This window comes from Actinacidiphila sp. bgisy144 (genome assembly GCF_057708105.1).
The window spans coordinates 40738-58821 of the sequence record NZ_JBYIRM010000005.1; the positions used below are offsets into that span (position 1 = coordinate 40738).

17 protein-coding genes are annotated in these 18084 nt (G+C 72.0%); 9 read left to right on the top strand and 8 right to left on the bottom strand.

The features are described 5' to 3' along the window. Positions 1–30: 30 nt before the first annotated feature. Positions 31–747, bottom strand: coding sequence for an SDR family NAD(P)-dependent oxidoreductase (locus AC3EVP_RS07500; protein WP_335971742.1), 717 nt, complete (start codon positions 745–747; stop codon positions 31–33). Between the two features lie 96 nt (positions 748–843). Between AC3EVP_RS07500 and AC3EVP_RS07505 the strand changes: the two genes are divergently transcribed. From AC3EVP_RS07505 to AC3EVP_RS07520, 4 genes are all read left to right on the top strand, one after another. Beyond that, positions 844–1434 carry a MarR family winged helix-turn-helix transcriptional regulator gene (locus AC3EVP_RS07505; RefSeq protein WP_435127445.1) on the top strand — a complete coding sequence of 197 codons (591 nt, stop codon included), beginning with the start codon at positions 844–846 and terminating at the stop codon, positions 1432–1434. 49 nt (positions 1435–1483) lie between these two features. Then, the gene (locus AC3EVP_RS07510; RefSeq protein ID WP_435127447.1) at positions 1484–2269 is read left to right on the top strand and encodes a GntR family transcriptional regulator; all 786 of its coding nucleotides are present in this window, start codon (positions 1484–1486) and stop codon (positions 2267–2269) included. Between the two features lie 210 nt (positions 2270–2479). Further along, a complete protein-coding gene (locus AC3EVP_RS07515; protein ID WP_435127449.1) occupies positions 2480–3721 on the top strand; it encodes a tyrosine-protein phosphatase in 1242 nt (413 codons plus the stop codon). Between the two features lie 97 nt (positions 3722–3818). Next, positions 3819–4472 (top strand): M15 family metallopeptidase, encoded by a 654-nt coding sequence (locus AC3EVP_RS07520; protein ID WP_435127451.1) that lies wholly within the window; start codon positions 3819–3821, stop codon positions 4470–4472. A 55-nt stretch (positions 4473–4527) separates the two neighbouring features. Here AC3EVP_RS07520 and AC3EVP_RS07525 read toward each other — a convergent pair whose 3' ends face one another. Further along, positions 4528–7794 (bottom strand): discoidin domain-containing protein, encoded by a 3267-nt coding sequence (locus tag AC3EVP_RS07525; protein ID WP_435127453.1) that lies wholly within the window; start codon positions 7792–7794, stop codon positions 4528–4530. Between the two features lie 347 nt (positions 7795–8141). On the opposite strand from AC3EVP_RS07525, the gene AC3EVP_RS07530 reads away from it, so the two are divergent. Further along, a complete protein-coding gene (locus AC3EVP_RS07530) occupies positions 8142–9470 on the top strand; it encodes a serine hydrolase domain-containing protein (protein ID WP_435127837.1) in 1329 nt (442 codons plus the stop codon). Positions 9471–9581: 111 nt separating this feature from the next. Next, entirely contained in the window at positions 9582–10217 is a 636-nt protein-coding gene (locus AC3EVP_RS07535) for an HAD family hydrolase (RefSeq protein WP_435127455.1), read from the top strand. Positions 10218–10296: 79 nt separating this feature from the next. On the opposite strand, the gene AC3EVP_RS07540 is transcribed toward AC3EVP_RS07535, so the two are convergent. The 3 genes from AC3EVP_RS07540 to AC3EVP_RS07550 form a co-directional block, all read right to left on the bottom strand. Continuing rightward, positions 10297–10803, bottom strand: coding sequence for an NUDIX domain-containing protein (locus AC3EVP_RS07540; RefSeq protein ID WP_335971728.1), 507 nt, complete (start codon positions 10801–10803; stop codon positions 10297–10299). Between the two features lie 81 nt (positions 10804–10884). Continuing rightward, positions 10885–12048: a cystathionine gamma-lyase gene (locus AC3EVP_RS07545; RefSeq protein WP_435127458.1), complete on the bottom strand. Its 1164-nt coding sequence runs from the start codon at positions 12046–12048 to the stop codon at positions 10885–10887. Positions 12049–12118: 70 nt separating this feature from the next. Then, entirely contained in the window at positions 12119–12499 is a 381-nt protein-coding gene (locus AC3EVP_RS07550; RefSeq protein ID WP_335971722.1) for a phage holin family protein, read from the bottom strand. Between the two features lie 79 nt (positions 12500–12578). Between AC3EVP_RS07550 and AC3EVP_RS07555 the strand changes: the two genes are divergently transcribed. Together AC3EVP_RS07555 and AC3EVP_RS07560 are read left to right on the top strand one after the other, a co-directional pair. After that, positions 12579–12896 (top strand): cupin domain-containing protein, encoded by a 318-nt coding sequence (locus tag AC3EVP_RS07555; RefSeq protein ID WP_335971719.1) that lies wholly within the window; start codon positions 12579–12581, stop codon positions 12894–12896. Positions 12897–13046: 150 nt separating this feature from the next. Beyond that, positions 13047–13262, top strand: a complete 216-nt coding sequence (locus AC3EVP_RS07560; protein ID WP_335971717.1) for a DUF5326 family protein — start codon at positions 13047–13049, stop codon at positions 13260–13262. A gap of 79 nt (positions 13263–13341) precedes the next feature. On the opposite strand, the gene AC3EVP_RS07565 is transcribed toward AC3EVP_RS07560, so the two are convergent. Beyond that, the gene (locus AC3EVP_RS07565) at positions 13342–14874 is read right to left on the bottom strand and encodes a YibE/F family protein (RefSeq protein WP_435127461.1); all 1533 of its coding nucleotides are present in this window, start codon (positions 14872–14874) and stop codon (positions 13342–13344) included. 72 nt (positions 14875–14946) lie between these two features. Here AC3EVP_RS07565 and thiC point away from each other — a divergent pair, with 72 nt between their 5' ends. After that, positions 14947–16761: a phosphomethylpyrimidine synthase ThiC gene (thiC, locus tag AC3EVP_RS07570; RefSeq protein ID WP_435127463.1), complete on the top strand. Its 1815-nt coding sequence runs from the start codon at positions 14947–14949 to the stop codon at positions 16759–16761. On the opposite strand, the gene AC3EVP_RS07575 is transcribed toward thiC, so the two are convergent. Then, positions 16754–17140 (bottom strand): hypothetical protein, encoded by a 387-nt coding sequence (locus AC3EVP_RS07575; protein ID WP_435127465.1) that lies wholly within the window; start codon positions 17138–17140, stop codon positions 16754–16756. The genes thiC and AC3EVP_RS07575 overlap by 8 nt on opposite strands. A 93-nt stretch (positions 17141–17233) precedes the next feature. Further along, positions 17234–18028, bottom strand: a complete 795-nt coding sequence (locus AC3EVP_RS07580) for a hypothetical protein (RefSeq protein ID WP_435127467.1) — start codon at positions 18026–18028, stop codon at positions 17234–17236. Positions 18029–18084: the final 56 nt, after the last annotated feature.

The window sequence follows — 18084 nt, forward strand, 5'->3', positions numbered from 1 at the left end:
GCGCCGCCCGGGAATGGTCGCGGGAGCGGATCAACGGGTGGTGAAGGCCCCGCCGTTGACGTGCAGGGTCTGGCCGGTGATGTGCCGTGCGCCCGAGGAGGCGAGGAAGAAGGCGGTCTCGGCGATGTCCTCGGGAGTGCCGGGCCGAAGGTTGTGTGTCTCCTGGACCAGTGCGGCGTGCCGGGCGCCGGTCATACCACCGCGGAAGAAGTCCGTGCCGGTGACGTAACCGGGGGAGATCACGTTGCTGGTGACGCCGACCGGTGCGAGTTCCGCCGACAGTGAGGTGCTCCACGCGCCCAGGGCGGCCTTGGCCGCGCCGTACGACCCGCCGCGCCGCTCGGCGCCGATCGAACCGATGCTGATCACGGTGCCGCCATCGGTGAGCCGGTCGCGTACGGCGGCGGTCGTCAGCACGGCGCTGAGCAGGTTGCTGCTGAGGCTCGAACTCCACTCGGCGAGCAGGGACTCCAGCGGCGGGGCGCCGTCGGGGGCCGCCGCGGGCAGACCGCCGGCCGCGTTCACCAGGACGTCCACCGCGGCGAGTTGCCCGGCGAGCGCCGCGGTCCGCGCCGGGTCTGTCGCGTCGCAGACCACGCCGCGTACGCCCAGTTCCCGGGCGGTGCGCTCGACGCTGTCGGTGTGCCGCCCGGTCACTACGACCTCGCAGTGGTCGGCGGCGAAGCGCGCGGCGACGGCGCGGCCGATGCCGCTGCTTCCACCGGTGACGAGCACAGTACGGGTCAAGAGTCTGCTCCTCGCAGCAAAGGTGTGGCTTCCGAGCTGGTACGTTTAGAGCTAAACATAGTGGGTGTCGCAGCGGCAAGAGGGGAGGAGCCGGCCATGGCCGACCCGGACGTGGACGTGCCAGCGGAGGTCCATGCCGACGTGTACGTCTCAGGAGATCCGCCTCCCGGTGCGCCTCCGGGCGCCGCGCCGCCGTATCCCGCCGGCGCCATCGCCGCCGCCTGGCAGCGGGAGCGGCCCGGCACCCCGACCACGTCGATCGAGGTGGTCACGCCGATCTGGCGGCTGTCCAAGCTCTTCGCCGATGACCGCGCCCGGGTGCTGCGCGCCGCCGGAATCGACGCGGCGACCCTCGATCTGCTCTCCGTGCTCCGCCGCGCGGGACCGCCGTACACCCTCTCCACCCGCGAGATCGCCCGGCGCACCCTGGTCACGGCCGGTGCGGTGTCGCAGCGGGTGAACCGTGCGGAGGACGGCGGCCTGGTACGGCGCGGCGCCGCACCGGCCGGCGGCCGTACGGTGCTGGTCGAACTGACCGAAGAAGGGCACGCGCTGATCGAGCGCTCGGTCGACGCGGTGCTCGGGCGTGAGGCGGAACTCGTCACGGGCCTGTCCGCGAGCGAACGGGAGACGCTGGTAGGGCTGCTGGACAAGCTGTTCACGGATGTACGGGCACGGATGGGCTGAGGTCTCCGCGCCCGGGGCGCCGCCGTGGTGGGCGTGTTAGCCTCGCGCCGTGTCTCGTCAGTCCGTGCCTGTGTACCGGCAGTTGTCGACGGCGTTGCAGGGCCGGATCGACGCGGGAGAGTGGGGGCCGGGCGAGAAGCTGCCGTCCGAGCCGGAGCTGGTGCGGGAGTTCGGCGTCAACCGGTTGACGGTGCGGCAGGCACTCGACGAGTTGGAGCGCGCCGGGGCGGTGGCCATCCGGCACGGCAAGGGCACCTACGTGTCCGAGCCCGCCACCACGGTCGAGGTGACGATCGACCCGGGCAGCGAGCGGTGGGAGACCGCGGGCGGCCAGTGGGCGACGCGGGAGGACCCCGCGCCGTCGGTCGTCGAGCACGTCCTGTCCTTCGGCGACAGCAGCGACAGGGAAGCGGCCGGGCACATGGGGGTGGACCCGGGCGAACTGCTGCTGGTGCGCACCCTGCTGGAGGTGCGCGGCCTGGGGCCGGCGACGGCGCAGGCCGGGCAGGCGGTGCCGTGCGACTACTGGCTCGACCGGCGGCGCTTCGGCACGCTGCCGCAGCGCTGGGGGGACGGTCCTCACCTGGCGGTGGTGCTGGCGCGCGAGTACGGCGTGACCTGGGTCAATGACTGGCGGGGCTTCACGGCGGCGTCGGCGGGGCTGTTCGTCGCCGAGCAGCTCAAGGTGCGGGTGGGGACGGCCGTCATGGTCCGCGACGGGGTCAGCGTCGACCCGGACGGGACGCCGGTCTTCTACGTACGGCGCTACGCCCTCGGGTCCCGTTCGAAGTACGTGATGCGCTACCGCCCGCAGGAGGGGCGCGGCGGCGCCTGAATCGGCCCTGGTCGGGCCCGGAGGGCCACCCCAGCGTTCACACCTGCGTCGCCTCCGGGTCATCCGGTGCGCCCGGGGATCTCATCTAGATGAGTTGGGATCGCGGGGCACGGCAACCCACGGGCCGTGCCGCTCACGCTCGGCGTGGGCGCCCGCCCAGGTCGCCGCCTCCCCAAGGGGACGGCAGCCCCAGCCGAAAGACCCGAACACATGACTGAGGCTCACAACCGCGTCAACAGCCCGCGCACCAAGCGGGTCGCGCTGGCCGCCACCTCCCTGCTGGCCGCCGGAACCCTGCTGGGGACGTTCGCCGCGACGGACGCGGCCGCCGCCGCACCGGCTCCGACATCCGGGAAGGCTTCCGGGAAGGTCGCCGGAAACAACGCCGGGAAGCCCGCCGCCAAGGCAGTCCCCTTCACCGCCGCTTCCGTCACCGCGGGAAGCACCGTCGGCACCCTGAAGGTGTCGTGGGCCTCCAGCGCCACGCACGTCTCCGTGTACGCGGGTGCGACCGCCGACGCGCAGCGCACCCTGGTCGGCAGCGGCGCCGGAACCGCCACCCTGACCGTCTCCGGCGCGCACGGCAACTGGGTCCGGCTCGTCCCCTCCACCGGGGCCCCGCTGACCCTCACCATCCGCGACCTGGACCTCGCCAGCGACCCGAACCTGCGCGACGCCGGCGGCTACCGCACCACCGACGGCCACTGGGTCAAGATGGGCGCCGTCTACCGCTCCGCCGCGCTCTCCCTGACCCCGGCCGACGCCGTCGTCGTCAACACCTTCGGCATCACCCTCGACGCCGACCTGCGCACTCCCGACGAGGTCACGGCCGCCGCGGACGTCGTGCCGATCGGTGCGGCGTGGGAGGAGCTGAACATCAGCGGCACCCAGGGCACCGGCCTGCCCAGCGGCATCGACACCGAGGCCGCGGCCGAGAAGATGATGCAGGACGGCGAGGTCAGCATGGCCTCGTCGCTCAACGCCCGCACCGACTTCGGCAAGCTGCTCACCCAGATCGCCGGCAGCAAGGGCGCCACCCTGTACCACTGCTCCGCGGGCAAGGACCGCACCGGCTGGGCCTCCGCGCTGCTGCTGTCGCTGCTGGGCGTCTCGAAGTCCACCGTCACCGAGGACTACCTCCTCAGCAACACCTACTCCTTCGGCTCCGCCGCCACCCAGAGCGCGCTGAAGAGCATCTACGACGCGACGTACCAGGCCGCCATCGCCAAGGGCGCCACCTCCGCGGACGCCACCGCGGCCGCCCAGAACGAGGAAGCCGTCTACACTGCCTTCATGAAGGTCGAGACCTCCTACCTCGACGCCGGCCTCGACTACGTCACCGCCCACTTCGGCACCGTCGAGAACTACGCCACCACCCCCCTCGCCCACGGCGGCCTCGGCCTGACCCGCAAGAACCTCACCGCCCTCCGCACCCGCATGCTCACCTCCTGACCCAAAGCTCACCGCACCCCCGACCGGAAACCCGAAGGAAGGGTGCGGTGCGGCCGTCGGGGCAGCGCTTCACCACCCGCCACGGAATGATCGGGCCATGACCGAGATCGTCTTGATGTCCGACGCCAGGGTGGCCGCGGTGCCGCTCCAGGAGTGCGGTGAACCCCTCACCGACGTACGACGGAGCCCCGCACTTCTGGTCGACGAAAGGAAGCAGGACCCCGCGGGCGCCTTCGCCCACGTACGGCAGGGAGTGCTCGACAGGCTCCTCGACGCACAGGGACACCTGCCCCCGGGGATACGGCTGCTGTTCGTCGAGGGATACCGGCCACCGTCGCTCCAGCGCCGCTACTTCGACGCGTACGCGACGGACCTGCGGGCCGTGCACCCGGAGTGGTCCGCGGCACAGATCCGCTCGGCCGCCAGCCGCTACGTGTCCCCGCCGGAGATCGCTCCCCACAGCGCGGGCGCCGCCGTAGACGTGACACTCGCGGACGCCGACGGACATGAGCTCGACATGGGTACGCGTATGAACGCGACGCCGGAGGAGAGCGCCGGTGCCTGCTACACCGGGGCCGGCAACATCAGCCGGGAGGCGGCCTCGCGCCGTGAGCTGCTGGGCGCCGTGCTGACGGCTGCCGGGCTCGTCAACTACCCGACGGAGTGGTGGCACTGGTCGTACGGGGACCGGTACTGGGCCTTGCAGACCGGTGCGGGGGTTGCGTGCTTCGGAGCTGCCGAGCTCGGCTGATCGCGGTGGGGCGCCCCCGGCCGGGTGGGGGCGGGGGCGCCGGGAGGGGGTGGGGCTAGGTGGTGGTCCAGATGAAGGTGGCGGAGCCTGGGGTGGCGGTCGGGGTGCGGCCGGTGACGGTGACGGTGACGGTGAAGGTGCCGGGCTGGGTGGCGGCTCCGCTGAAGGTGCCGTCGGTGGAGAGGGAGATGCCCGGGGGCAGGCCGGTGGCGGTGTAGGTGGTGCCGTCGGTGTTCCTGCCGTACGCCCAGTCGACCTGCTGGTGCACCGGGCTGCTCATGCCGTACGGGTTGGGCAGGGACAGGGGTGTGGTGGCGGTTGCGGCCGGGGTGACGGTGGTCGGTACGTCGAGGGTGCCGGTCAGCGGCAGGTTCCGCGAGGAGTCGCCCACCAGGATCTGGTAGGAGCCCGCCGCGGTGGTCCAGTTGCCGGCCGAGGTGTTCCAGTAGGCGAGGTCGTGCGCGCTGACGGTGAAGGCCACCGTCTTGGACTGGCCCGGGTCGAGGGTGACCCGCTGGTACCCGCGCAACTGGTGCACGGGCTCACCGGTGGACGCCGGGTCCCCGACGTAGAGCTGCGCGACCTCCGTGCCGGCGCGCGACCCGGTGTTGGTGACCGTGGCGTGCACGGTCGCCGTCCCACCGCTCAGCGCCCCCACCTGGAGGCCGCTGAACCCGAAGGTGGTGTACGACAGGCCGAAGCCGAACGGGAAGAGCGGGGTGATGTTCTTCGCGTCGTACCACCGGTACCCGACGTCCAGACCCTCGCTGTACTGGACCTGCCCGTTGGTGCCCGGCCACTGCGCCGCCGTGTGCGCGGGCACGTCGGCCAGCGACTTCGGGAAGGTGACCGGCAGCTTGCCGGACGGGTCGACGTCACCGAAGATCAGCGCGGCCATCGCCGTGCCGATCTCCTGCCCCGGGTAGAAGCCCTCGAAGACGGCCGCGACTTGGTCGAGCCACGGCATGGTGACCGCCGAGTTGTCGTTGAGCACCACGATCGTGTGCGGGTTGGCCGCGGCCACCTCGGCGATCATGTCGTTGTCGCTGACCGAGCTGCCGCCGTTGTTGGGCAGGTCCAGCGTGGTGGTGTCGTGCTCCTCGTTCCCGTAGTTGTCCGACGCGTAGACGATCGCCACGTCCGAGCCACGGGCCAGCGCGACCGCCGAGTCGAGATCGGTCCCGTTGTCGTACTGCACCGTCGTGTCGGTGCCCGCCACCCGGTCCTGCATGCCGGTGATCGGCCAGACCGTGCCGGAACTGGTGGTGGTGGCGCTGCCGCCGCCGATGCTCTGCACTCCGGCGCCGCCGTCCCAGCCGATCACGGCGATCGACTTGGTGGTGGCGGTGGACAGCGGGAGGATGCCGTTGTTCTTCAGCAGCACCGCGCCCTCCTCGGCCCCCTGGAGCGCGACCTGCTGGTGGGCGGCGCTGGTGACGGTGGCGCCGGTCGAGCCGCTGGGCGCCTTGTCGAACAGCCCGAACGCGAAGTACTGCGTGAGCAGCCGGCTGGTCATCGTGCCGAGAGTTGCCTGGCTGACGGTGCCGTCGGCCACCGCCTGCGCGAGGAAGTCGGCGTAGAAGTAGCCGTTGGGCATCTCCACCGTCAGCCCCGCGTTCGCCGATTCCTGCGTCGAGTGCGTGCCGCCCCAGTCGCTGGTGACGAAGCCGCCGAAGTTCGCCTGCTGGTACAGGCCGACGTTCAGCAGCGCCGGGTTCTGGCAGGCCGGCACGTTGTTGACGACGCTGTACGCGCACATGGCCGCCGCGGGCGCGCCCTGCGCCACCGCCGCCTGGAAAGCGGGCAGGTACAGCTCCTGGAGGGTGCGGTCGTCGACGATCACCGTGCCCGCCGGGTTCTCGATGTTGTAGACGGCCACGTGCTTCATCTCGGCCATCACGCCCTGGCTCTGGATGCCCTTGATGTCGGCGGCGGCCATCTGCCCGTTGAGGTACGGGTCCTCGCCGAACGTCTCGAACGCGCGGCCCCAGCGCGGGTCGCGGACGATGTTCAGCGTCGGACCGAGCGCCACCTGCGCGCCCTTGCCCGCGAACTCGGCGCCGATCGCGGCACCGTACTGCTGCTCCAGCGCGGTGTCCCAGGTGGCCGCCGAGGCGTTCGCGGACGGCATCTGCGTCACGCCGCCGAGCCCATCGCCCACGCCGTGCGGACCGTCCTGGAGCCCGAGCGCGGGGATGCACAGCGACGGGATGCCGCTGATGTTGCCGATGTACGGCGAGGCGTTGTTGTTGCCGTGCAGGATCGACACCTTCTCGGCGTTCGTCATCTGCGCCATCACCTGCGCCACGCGGTCCGCGACCGGCGCCGTCGAGCCGACCCACGGGCAGTCGCCGTCTCCGCCGGTCGGCGGGGTGCCGGTACCGCCCGGGGTGAGGACGGTGAACTCCCAGAGGGAGTAGCCGTACTGGGTGGCGCGCTGGGTGCCGTACATGCGCACATAGCGGCCGGTGCCGCTGAAGGAGAGGTTCTCGGTGCCGCCGGCGCCGGTCGTGGTGGAGTACACCGTGTTCCACGTGGAACCGTCGTCGGAGAGCTGGATCTGATACGCCGTCGCGTACGCGGTCTCCCAGGTCAGTTGGGCGCCGCAGATGCTCTGCGAGGAGCCGAGGTCGACCTGGACCCACTGCGGATCGGCGGCCGCGCTGGACCACCGGGTGCCGGCGTTGCCGTCGAAGGCGGCTGCCGCGGGGGTGCCGGCGTTCTCGGTCGACGAGGCACTGGACGGCTTGCCGAGGGCCGCGTTCGTGTCGCCGCAGGACGTGGGCGGGGTGTCGTCGCCGGAGCCGTAGACCTGGAACTCCCAGAGGGAGTAGCCGTACTGGGTGGCACGCTTGGTGCCGTACATCCGCACGTAGCGGCCGGTGCCGCTGACGGCCAGGGTCTGGACGCCTCCGCTGCCGCTGGTGGTGGAGTACACATCGGTCCAGTCCGTGCCGTCCTGCGAGGTCTGGATCTGGTACGAGGTGCCGTACGCCGTCTCCCAGTTGAGCACGACCTGGGTGAGGGAGTGGCTGGCGCCCAGGTCGACCTGGAGCCACTGGGGGTCGGCGGCCGCGCTGGACCACCGGGTGCCGGCGTTGCCGTCGACCGCCGCGTTGGCGGTGAAGGCGTCCTGGACCGAGGAGGCCGTGGCCGGCTTGCCCTGGGAGAGCAGTTGGGGTGCGGCGGCCTGGGATGAGGCCGGGTTCAGCGAGAGGTACGCCGAGGCGATGAGCGCCAGGACGAGCAGGACGACACTCCGCGGAGAGCGTCGGAAACGTTTACGGGCCGGATAGGAGAGCCCTCTTGGGGTGACCCTCATGTGTACTCCTGGATGTCGGGTGACGGCACGCGCGTTGGGGGGACCGACAGGTGGCGCGGAGCGCGGACATGGCGCGGTGAGAGCGCTCTCGGGCCGACGTGATGGTCACGCCGGGCTGTGGGAGGTGTCAACCGTTCCGACACGTAAGGCCGGAGGGATTCCGGCGGTCCGTACGGGGTGGTCGTGGTGGGTGGGCGCCGGCGCCCCTGCCGTCCGCCTCCCGGGGGTACGGTCGGTGCGGATGTCGATCAGCGGTAGTGCCGGGCGGAGCTCGGCAGAAGGGCAGGGGGCACGTGGTGACGACCGACTCTCCGCAGGCGTACGGGGGCGAGCTGCTGCCCACCACGATGCGGGCGCTGATGCACCGGGTCGCGGTGGAACAGGCCAGGGGCCGTACGCCGTCGCTGATCGGCGGGGTGGTGCGGGACGGAGCGCTGGTGTGGAGCGGCGCGTGCAGCATGGTCGAGGGGCACGCGCCGGACACCGACACGCAGTACCGGATCGGGTCGTTGACCAAGAGCTTCGTCGCGGTGCTGGTGATGCGGCTGCGCGACGAGGGCAGGTTGGCGCTCACCGACCCGCTGGAGAAGCACCTGCCGGGCACGGCGGTGGGCGGAGCGACGATCGGCCAACTGCTCGCGCACACCTCGGGTATCGCCTCCGAGACACCCGGTCCGTGGTGGGAGCGCACCCCGGGCGACCTGCGGCCGGAGCTGGCGGACGTACTCGGCGAGACACCCGTCAAGCATCCTGCGGGGCGGCGGCACCACTACTCCAACCCCGGTTTCGCGCTGCTCGGAGCGGTGGTGGCCCGACTGCGGGACCGGCCGTGGGGAGACGCCCTCCAGAGCGAAGTGCTGGACCCGCTGGGGATGGGCCGGACCGGGCTGCTGCCGCAGCAGCCCGCGGCGGGCGGGTTCGCCGTGCACCCGTGGGCCGATGTGATGGTGCCCGAGGCGGTGCAGCAGACCGGACTGATGGCGCCGGCCGGGGAGTTGTGGTCGACGGTCGACGACCTCGCCCGGTGGGCGGCGTTCCTGGCCGGTGGTCGGGACGGGGTCCTGGCCGAGGCGACCGTGGCGGAGATGCGAGTCCCGGCGGCGCCTGCCGAGGCGAGTGAGCCCGGCGCCGGGTACGGCCTCGGCATTCAGATCACGCGGCACCACGGCCGTACCCTGATCGGCCACACCGGCTCGATGCCGGGCTTCCTGGCGACGGTGTGGGTGGACGTGGAGGAACGGCTCGGCGCGGTCGCACTGACCAACGCGACGTCGGGGCCCGCCGTGAGCGGCCTCGCGGCCGACCTGTTGACGATCACCGCGGACGCCGAACCCGCCTTCCCCGCGCCGTGGCGGCCCGCCGACTCCCTCGACGCCGCGCTGCTCGAACTGGCCGGCGCCTGGTACTGGGGCACCCGCGGGTACGGGCTGCTCGTCCACGCCTCCGGCGACGTGGAACTGCGGCCGCTGGTCGGCCAGGGCCGCGGGACGGTGTTCCACGTGGAACCGGACGGTACCTGGACCGGGCAGGACGGCTACTACGCCGGCGAGACGCTTCGGGCGGTGCGGCGGGACGACGGCACCCTCAGCCATCTCGACGTGGGGTCGTTCGTGTTCACCCGGGAGCCCTACGACCGGCAGGCACCGGTACCGGGCGGCTTCCCCGGCTGGAGCTGACGGCGGACACGGCGGCGACGGGCGCCGACAACTGACACGGCCGGCAGAGGACGGGGGCTGGTCACGCGGAGTGTTCCACGTGGAACACTGGCGGGACGACAAGGGGGCAGGATGGCTCGGCTGCACATATTCGACATGGACGGCACACTGATGCCCGGCACCTCCGCCGGCATGGAGATCGCCCGGCAGATCGGCATGACGGCCGAGTTCCGAGAGCTGGACCGCGCGCTGGGCAGCGGTGAGATCGACTCGCCGCACTTTGCGCGACAGGCCTACCGGATGTGGTCCGTGCTCACGGAACGTCACGTGGCGACCGCCTTCGCGGGTGCGCCGTGGCTGACGGGGATTCGCGAGGTCTGGGCCGACATCACCGCCCGCGGCGACCACTGCGCGGTGGTGTCGCTCTCGCCGGACTTCTTCGTGACCCGGCTGCGGGCGTGGGGCGTCCACGAGGCGCGGGCCTCGGTCTTCCCGACCTTCCCCTTCGCGCCGGACGCCATCCTCGACCTGTCGGGCATCCTGATGCCCGAGTCCAAGGTGGCCATCGCCGACGAGCTGTGCGCCCGCTACGGTGTCCGCCGCGACGACTGCGTGGCCTACGGCGACTCGCTGTCGGACACCGCGCTGTTCGGCGTGGTCCCGCTCTCGGTGGCCGTCAACGGGGATGATCACGTCAGCGGACTGGCCACGCACGCGTACACCGGCAGCGACCTGCGCGAGGCGTACGCGCTGGTGGCGGAGGCCTGACCGCCGCCCTCGCCGGAACGACCGGGGGCGGGGGCCTTGCGGGGGCGGGCAGACGGACCGGGGCCCCGGGCGTGGCGCCTCAGCAGCCCAGGTCGGGGCCGAGCAGCCCGAGCACCCCTTCGATGTTCGCGTCCAGGTAGTGCCGCAGGGTCAGCGGCACGATCTCCACGGAGGCCAGTCCCATCCGGGTGAACGGCACCCGCACGATCTCGTAGCTGCCGCACGGCTCGTCGATCTCCGGGCCGTGCCGCCGGTCCAGGTCCATCGACTCCAGCCGGCAGACGAAGAAGTACTGCACCTTGACGCCGTGCGAGCCGTTGGCCGCGATGTGCTCGACGGTGTCGACGAAGGCGGGCACCGGGTCGGTGATCTTCCCGCCGAGTTCCTCGTCGATCTCGCGGTGCAGCGCGCCGAGCACGCCGGTGTCGTCCTCCTCGACACCGCCGCCGGGAGTGAGCCAGTAGGGGGCGAGGCCGGGCTTGGTCCGCTTGATCAGCACCAGCCGGTCGCCGTCGAGGATGATCGCGCGGGCCGTGCGTTTGACCACCGGCCGGGTGGAGGGGAGTGGGAGCGTGTCCGGAGGCATGCCTGAGATCTGCCGCGACCGGACGCCGGGCAAACGTGGCGCCGCCGGGGAAATCACGGCCGGCACGTCGACCCCGCGGCTCTACCGGCCGCGCGCGGCCTCGTCGAGGGCGCGGCGCACGTCCGCGACGATGTCGTCAGGGTCCTCGACGCCCACCGAGAAGCGGACGAAGCCCGGGGCCACCGCGTCCCCGCCCCAGCGGGCCCGGCGCTCGGCGGTGCACTGCACGCTGCCGAAGCTGGTCGCCTCCGAGGTCATCCGCAGCGCGCCGAGGAAGCGCTCCGCGTGCTCCCGGTCGGGCAGCGTGAAGGACACCACGCTGCCGAAGCGGCGCATCTGCGTCACCGCGACCGCGTGCGAGGGGTCGCCGGGCAGCCCCGGGTGCCGTACCCCCGACACCTCGGGCCGCTCCAGCAGGGCGCGGGCCAGCGCCAGCGCGTTGGCCGCCTGGCGGTCCACCCGCAGGGCGAGCGTGGCCAGGGAGCGGTGCGCGAGCCATGCCTCCATCGGCCCCGGGATGGCGCCCACGGTCTTGCGCCACTTGCGGACGGAGTCGGCCAGTTCGGCGCTGCGCGTGGTGACGTATCCCATCAGCAGGTCGCCGTGGCCGTTGAGCGCCTTGGTGCCACTGGACACGGAGAAGTCCGCGCCCAGTTCGAGCGGCCGCTGCCCCAGCGGCGTGGCCAGTGTGTTGTCGACGGCGACCAGGACGCCCGCCGCGTGGGCGGCGCCGACCAGCCGCCGGACGTCGCACACGTCCAGCTCCGGGTTGGACGGGGTCTCCAGCCACACCAGCCGGGCGCCGTCCAGCAGCGGCAGCTGCGCATCACCGGCGGTCGGCGCCATCCGCACCTGCACGCCGTACGACTCCAGGCGCTCGACCAGGGCGCGCGTCGTCTGGTAGCAGTCCGACGGGAGGACGACCGCGTCCCCGGCGCGCACCTGCGACAGCAGCACCGCCGAGATCGCCGCCATGCCGGAGGCGAAGGAGAGCGTGGTGGCGTCCGGGTCGCCGGGCGCCTCCAGCTCCGCGATCGCCTGCTCCAGCAGGTCCCAGGTGGGGTTGTCGTCCCGGCCGTAGGCGTACGGACCGGTGGGCTCACCGGGCAGGTGGTAGTGCGAGACGAACACCGGACCGGGCAGCGACGGTTCGTACGGCCTGGCCTCGGGGCGGCCGGCGTGCACACTCCGGGTGCTGTCGCCGATGTCCCCCGCCGCCTGCTGCGCCGTGCTGTCCTGCGTCATCCGGCCCTCGTCCTCCGTGTCCGTCGTCCCCGCGGGTTCGTCCGCGTGCTCGTGCTCGGTCGCCCTGCGCTCAGTCGTCCTCGTCCGGGAGGACCAGGTGCATCGCCCAGGCGACGATGCTGACGATCAGACCGCCGAGCACCGCGGTCCAGAAACCGTGCACATGGAACTTCAGGCCGAGGTGGCCGGCCAGCCATGAGGTCAACAGCAGCATCAGCGCGTTCACCACGAGGGTGATCAGGCCCAGGGTGAGGATGAACAGCGGAAACGACAGCACCTTGACGACCGGCTTCACCAGCCAGTTCACCACGCCGAAGACGAGGGCGACGAGTATGAGCGTCAGTGCTTCGCGCCACACCGAGTGGCCGGTGAGCGTGATGTCCTTGAGCAGCCAGACCGCAACCCCCAGGGCCGCGGCATTCGCCAGGGTCTTGACGAGGAAATTCTTCATGGTGAGATCGTCGCAGGTCTGATCATCAGGACAAGAGACGCGACGGAACCGTGGCCGTACCGCAGCGGAGGAGCGAAAAATGAAGGTGTTCCGGCTCGACGACCTGGACGCGGAGCGTGCCGCGAACCAGGGCGCCTACCTGCGCTTCCTGCGGGAACGCACCATGTCGGCCGGGCTCTACGCGCTCGACGCCGGCCAGAGCGACCCGCAGCAGCCGCACGAGCAGGACGAGGTCTACCTCGTGGTCAGCGGCCGCGGCGCGATCACCGTGGGCGAGGAGACCACCGCGGTCGCGCGCGGCAGCGTCGTCTACGTGCCGGCCCGGACCCCGCACCGCTTCCACCACATCACCGAGGACCTCAGGGTCATGGTGGTCTTCTCGCCCCCGGAGCCCTAAGGGTCCGATCAGGGTCGGATGGGGCCTTCCCGGCCTTCGCCGGGGCCCTTCGTGGACCTACAGTCGGAGTACGGCACGCAAGCGGCACCGCGCCGCGACACCGGGGAGCGGAGTGCGCCCCGCACAGTGACCTAGGAGCGAGAGAGCGTCATGAAGAGTCTGCTGAAGAGCCTGCCCTGGTGGGTCAAGTGGATCGGCATCCCGGTCATCGCCCTGGTCGTGTTCGGCACGCTGATCGCGAGCCTGGTGAGCTTCGTGATCGGCCTGCTGTTCAAGGTGTTCGTCTTCGTGGTCCTGGTCGCCGCGCTGGTGTTCGTGGTGAAGCGGGTCACGTCCGGTGGCTCCGGCAAGAAGCGCGACTGGTGATGTCGGCCTCCCGGCGGCCGAGGCCGGGACGGTACCTCGCGGACCGGTGAACGGCTCGGGCCGTTCGCCGGTCCGCTGCTCATTTCTTCCGGCGGTGGCTGTGGCCTGCACTGGAGGGACGGGACTGGCCGGGGAGCGCCGCCGACGGGTCGCCCGGACCGGGCCGCGGCCCGCCCCTACCGCCCCGGTCACCGCGGTCCGCGCTGACCACCAGGGCGGCCAGCGCCGTCGTCAGCGGCACCGACGCGACCAGGCCGATGCTGCCGACCAGGGTGCGGACGATCTCCTCGGCCACCAGTTCGCTGCTCGCCACCTGGAACACCCCGCTGCGGGCGATGGAGAAGAGCAGCAGCAGCGGCAGGGCGGCGCCCGCGTACGCCATCACCAGGGTGTTGACGACCGAGGCGATGTGGTCGCGGCCGATCCGCATCCCGGCCCCGTACAGCTTGCGCCAGTTCGCCGTCGGGTCGGCGTCCTTCAGCTCCCAGACGGCCGCGACCTGGGTGACGGTCACGTCGTCGAGCACCCCGAGCGAGCCGATGATCACTCCGGCCAGCAGCACCCCCTTGATCTCGATGCCCGGGTAGAGGGTGTGGATCAGCCCGGTCTCGTCGGAGGTGTTGCCGGTCAGGTGGGCCCAGCCGATGAAGACCGAGCCGAGCGCCCCGATCAGGAACAGCGAGCAGAGTGTGCCGAGCACCGCCACGGACGTCCGCGCGCTGACCCCGTGGCACAGGTACAGCGCGATGAGCATGATCGCGCTGCCGCCGACCACCGCGACCAGCAGCGGGTTGTCGCCGCGCAGGATCGCCGGGAGGATGAACAGCGTCAGGACCGCGAACGAGATCGCCAGCGCGACCAGCGCCATGATGCCGCGCAGCCGGCCGACCAGGACCACGACGAGCGCGAACGCCAGCGCGAGCAGCGCGATCGGCATGCCGCGGTCGACGTCGGTGACCGAGTAGCGCAGGTTCTTCGGGGCGTCCGGGGCGTAGGCCAGGACGACGCCCTCGCCCTTGGTGTAGCGGCGGGTCTGGTCGGGCTGCACGATCTCGGTGAACTTCGTGCCCCGGTCCGGGCCGGACATCACCTCGATCGTCGCCTTCTGGCAGGCGTCACTTGACGGGGCCGCGGTGGACGAACCGCCCGCCGCCGTACCCGACGTGCCGGTGGAACTGCTCGAACCGTCGCCCGTGCCGTCGGTGTTGGGCAGGGCGCCGGCCTGTTTGCAGGACACGTGCACGAGTTGGACGACCTTGCCCGGCCGCGTCTGCTGGTCGAAGCCGACGCCGCTGCGTGCGTGCGACGGCGCGCCGCCCGGCCACAGCAGCACCATGCCGGCCACCACCGCGGCCGCGAACGGCACCAGTACGGCCGCGATCACCTTCCGCAGATGTCGGGAGACCGGCGGCACCGGGCCGTGCGCGTGCCCGTGGCTGTGGCCGTGCCCGTGCGGTGCGGCGGGATGCGGGCCGTGCTCGCCGGCCTGAGGGGAGTCCACGCACCGATCATCGCAAGGGCCCCTGGTGGATGTCCGCACCCAGCGGCTACCGTTGGCAGCACCTTTGCAAACGCGGGAGCTCGGAGCACCGGGCTGAGAGGGCGCTGACATCGCTTCGGGCGAGCGCTGCGCCGACCGCTGAACCTGTTACCGGGTAATGCCGGCGTAGGGAGTAGGTCTCACATGACCATGCAGGATGCGCACGCGCGGGAAACCGGCTGGCACAAGTCGTACCTCACCGGTCCCAGCGGAACCCGACCGGACCTGCGGGTACCGGTCCGCCAAGTGCACCTGACCGACGGCCGCGACGTGACGCTGTACGACACGTCCGGCCCGTACACCGACCCGTCGGTCGACACCGACGTCCGGCGGGGCCTGGCGCCCCTCCGGGAGCACTGGATCGTCGCCCGCGGCGACACCGAGGAGTACCCGGGCCGCCCGGTCCGGCCGGAGGACGACGGGCTCAGGCACACCGCACCACGCGGCGGCCTGCGCAACCTCGACGCGGTCTTCCCCGGCCGGCCCCGGCTCCCCCGCCGCGGACGGTCAGGCCGGCCGGTCACCCAACTCGCGTACGCCCGGCGCGGCGAGACCACTCCGGAGATGGAGTTCGTCGCGCTGCGCGAGAACGTGCCGGTGGAGACGGTGCGCGCGGAGATCGCCGCGGGCCGGGCGGTGCTGCCGGCCAACGTCAACCACCCCGAGATCGAGCCGATGATCATCGGCAAGCGGTTCCTGGTGAAGGTCAACGCCAACATCGGCAACTCCGCGGTCACCTCCTCCATCGAGGAGGAGGTCGAGAAGATGACCTGGGCGACGCGCTGGGGCGCCGACACCGTGATGGACCTGTCGACCGGGCGGAACATCCACACCACCCGCGAGTGGGTGCTGCGCAACTCCCCCGTCCCCATCGGCACGGTGCCGCTCTACCAGGCGCTGGAGAAGGTGGACGGCCGCGCCGAGGAGCTGAGCTGGGACGTCTACCGGGACACCGTCATCGAGCAGGCCGAGCAGGGCGTCGACTACATGACGGTGCACGCGGGAGTGCTGCTGCGGTACGTGCCGCTGACCGCGCGCCGCAAGACCGGCATCGTCTCGCGCGGCGGGTCGATCATGGCGGCCTGGTGCCTGGCCCACCACCGCGAGAACTTCCTCCACGAGAACTTCGAGGAGCTGTGCGAGATCCTCGCGTCGTACGACGTCACGTTCTCGCTCGGTGACGGGCTGCGGCCCGGCTCGATCGCCGACGCCAACGACGAGGCGCAGTTCGCCGAACTGCGCACGCTGGGCGAGCTCAACACCGTCGCGAAGCGGCACCACGTGCAGACCATGATCGAGGGCCCGGGCCACGTGCCGATGCACAAGATCAAGGAGAACATCGACCTCCAGCAGGAGATCTGCGAGGAGGCGCCGTTCTACACCCTCGGCCCGCTGACCACCGACGTCGCACCCGGCTACGACCACATCACCTCGGGCATCGGCGCCGCGATGATCGCCTGGTGGGGCACCGCGATGCTCTGCTACGTCACCCCGAAGGAGCACCTCGGGCTGCCGGACCGCGACGACGTCAAGACCGGTGTGATCACCTACAAGATCGCCGCGCACGCCGCTGACCTCGCCAAGGGGCACCCCGGCGCCCAGGAGTGGGACGACGCGCTGTCCGACGCGCGCTTCGAGTTCCGCTGGGAGGACCAGTTCAACCTGGCCCTCGACCCCGACACCGCCCGCGCCTTCCACGACGAGACGCTGCCCGCCGAGCCGGCCAAGACCGCGCACTTCTGCTCCATGTGCGGCCCGAAGTTCTGCTCGATGAGGATCTCGCACGACATCCGGCGCACGCACGGCGGCGGGGAGCCTGTCACCGGACCGGGCGCCGAGGCAGGCAGCGAGGAGGAGGTCCGGGCCGGAATGGCCGCCAAGTCCGCGGAGTTCGCCGCCGCGGGCAACCGAGTCTACCTGCCGATCGCGAACGGGCCGGACCCGGCCTCGGCTAGTTGACGGTCCGGCCGACGTTGGGTGCGACCGGCGGCGGCCAGCCCACGGTGGAGAAGCTGTGCCACAGCCCCGGCGTCTCGGCGGTGCCCGCGCTGAAGGTGGTGGGCAGGTAGGTGCTGGGGCGGCCGGACGGGTCGTCGCAGTCCAGGCCCTTGTGCAGCCAGATGTCGACGCCGGTGTTGTTGGTGACGTGGTCGACCCCGCTCGGGGCGAAACGGTGGCAGGCGCCGTTGCCCTGGGCGGGGTTGGCGATGGTCTGGCTGAAGTGGAGGCCCCGGGTGCCGGTCACCTGGCCCGCGGACGAGTCGGAGCAGCCCGCCACCGCGACGGCGAGCGGGACGGTCGTGAGCAGAGCAGCGAGCGTACGGCGGCGGACGCGCATGGGCCTCTCCCGTTCTGACCAGGTACGGGAGCAGTCAAGCAACGGCGGACGCCCACCGCGAGCTGGGACGGCCATCCGTGCGGGCTCCCGAGCTCACACCGGCGGCCGCCGATGGGCCGTCCCGCGGCTCGGGTGCTGCGGGGAGGAGAAGTCCGGCCGGGTGTAGCCCAGGTGCGGCATGCGCGGACCCGTGGTGGGCGCGGCGGGCGGCGGCACGACGGCCCGCCCGGCCAGCGCGTCGTCGAGAAAGGGCAGCAGCCCGCGGTCGAGCAGGGCGCGCTGCCACGCGTCTCGGGCCCCGGCGACCTCCGGCGGGAGCGAGTCGGGCGCGTCCCGGATCGCGGTGGAGCCGTCGCGCAGCGCGGTGATCAGCAGGCCGATGCCGCCGAGCACGATCGAGGCGGCGGTCACCGCGGCGAAGAACCAGCCCGCGGTGCGCAGCGGCGCGGCGATCCCCGGCTCCGGGGACACCGCCTGGAGCGCGTATCCGATCAGCAGGAAGATCAGTGCCGCGGCGCCGGCGAGCAGCGGTGTGAGCACGGCCAGCACCGCGAGGAAGCCGGCGCCGGAGCCGGCGCGGTCCGCGACGCCCATCGCCGCGTAGCTGAACGCGCGGCTGTCGCGGGCGCGGGCGGACTCGCGTACCGCCTCGCGGCTGTCGGCCCGGACCCGGCGGTACGCCTCGTACTCCTCGGCGGCCCGGGCGCTGATCGACTCGGCGGCGGCGAGCGCCATGGTGCGCAACTGCTCGGCGTTCAGCGGGGCGCCGGGCGCGCGGTCATCGGCCCCCTGGGCCTCGACGCCGTCCAACGCGATGCGCAGCGCCTCGTCGAGGACGTGCTCGAAGTCCGGGCGGTCCTCGGTGAGCAGGTGTGGAGCGCTGGTCATGTGCATCCCCCGATGCTCCGACTCTCCGCGTGCGGCCGGTGTTCCACGTGGAACAT

Excerpts from the sequence above, each read along its gene's own strand:
- AC3EVP_RS07505 (WP_435127445.1), top strand. The coding sequence starts at position 844 with ATGGCCGACCCGGACGTGGACGTGCCAGCGGAGGTCCATGCCGACGTG.
- AC3EVP_RS07515 (WP_435127449.1), top strand. The coding sequence starts at position 2,480 with ATGACTGAGGCTCACAACCGCGTCAACAGCCCGCGCACCAAGCGGGTC.
- AC3EVP_RS07520 (WP_435127451.1), top strand. The coding sequence starts at position 3,819 with ATGACCGAGATCGTCTTGATGTCCGACGCCAGGGTGGCCGCGGTGCCG.
- AC3EVP_RS07525 (WP_435127453.1), bottom strand. The coding sequence starts at position 7,794 with ATGAGGGTCACCCCAAGAGGGCTCTCCTATCCGGCCCGTAAACGTTTC.
- AC3EVP_RS07530 (WP_435127837.1), top strand. The coding sequence starts at position 8,142 with ATGCGGGCGCTGATGCACCGGGTCGCGGTGGAACAGGCCAGGGGCCGT.
- AC3EVP_RS07535 (WP_435127455.1), top strand. The coding sequence starts at position 9,582 with ATGGCTCGGCTGCACATATTCGACATGGACGGCACACTGATGCCCGGC.
- AC3EVP_RS07540 (WP_335971728.1), bottom strand. The coding sequence starts at position 10,803 with ATGCCTCCGGACACGCTCCCACTCCCCTCCACCCGGCCGGTGGTCAAA.
- AC3EVP_RS07545 (WP_435127458.1), bottom strand. The coding sequence starts at position 12,048 with ATGACGCAGGACAGCACGGCGCAGCAGGCGGCGGGGGACATCGGCGAC.
- AC3EVP_RS07550 (WP_335971722.1), bottom strand. The coding sequence starts at position 12,499 with ATGAAGAATTTCCTCGTCAAGACCCTGGCGAATGCCGCGGCCCTGGGG.
- AC3EVP_RS07555 (WP_335971719.1), top strand. The coding sequence starts at position 12,579 with ATGAAGGTGTTCCGGCTCGACGACCTGGACGCGGAGCGTGCCGCGAAC.
- AC3EVP_RS07560 (WP_335971717.1), top strand. The coding sequence starts at position 13,047 with ATGAAGAGTCTGCTGAAGAGCCTGCCCTGGTGGGTCAAGTGGATCGGC.
- AC3EVP_RS07565 (WP_435127461.1), bottom strand. The coding sequence starts at position 14,874 with ATGTCAGCGCCCTCTCAGCCCGGTGCTCCGAGCTCCCGCGTTTGCAAA.
- thiC (WP_435127463.1), top strand. The coding sequence starts at position 14,947 with ATGACCATGCAGGATGCGCACGCGCGGGAAACCGGCTGGCACAAGTCG.
- AC3EVP_RS07575 (WP_435127465.1), bottom strand. The coding sequence starts at position 17,140 with ATGCGCGTCCGCCGCCGTACGCTCGCTGCTCTGCTCACGACCGTCCCG.
- AC3EVP_RS07580 (WP_435127467.1), bottom strand. The coding sequence starts at position 18,028 with ATGACCAGCGCTCCACACCTGCTCACCGAGGACCGCCCGGACTTCGAG.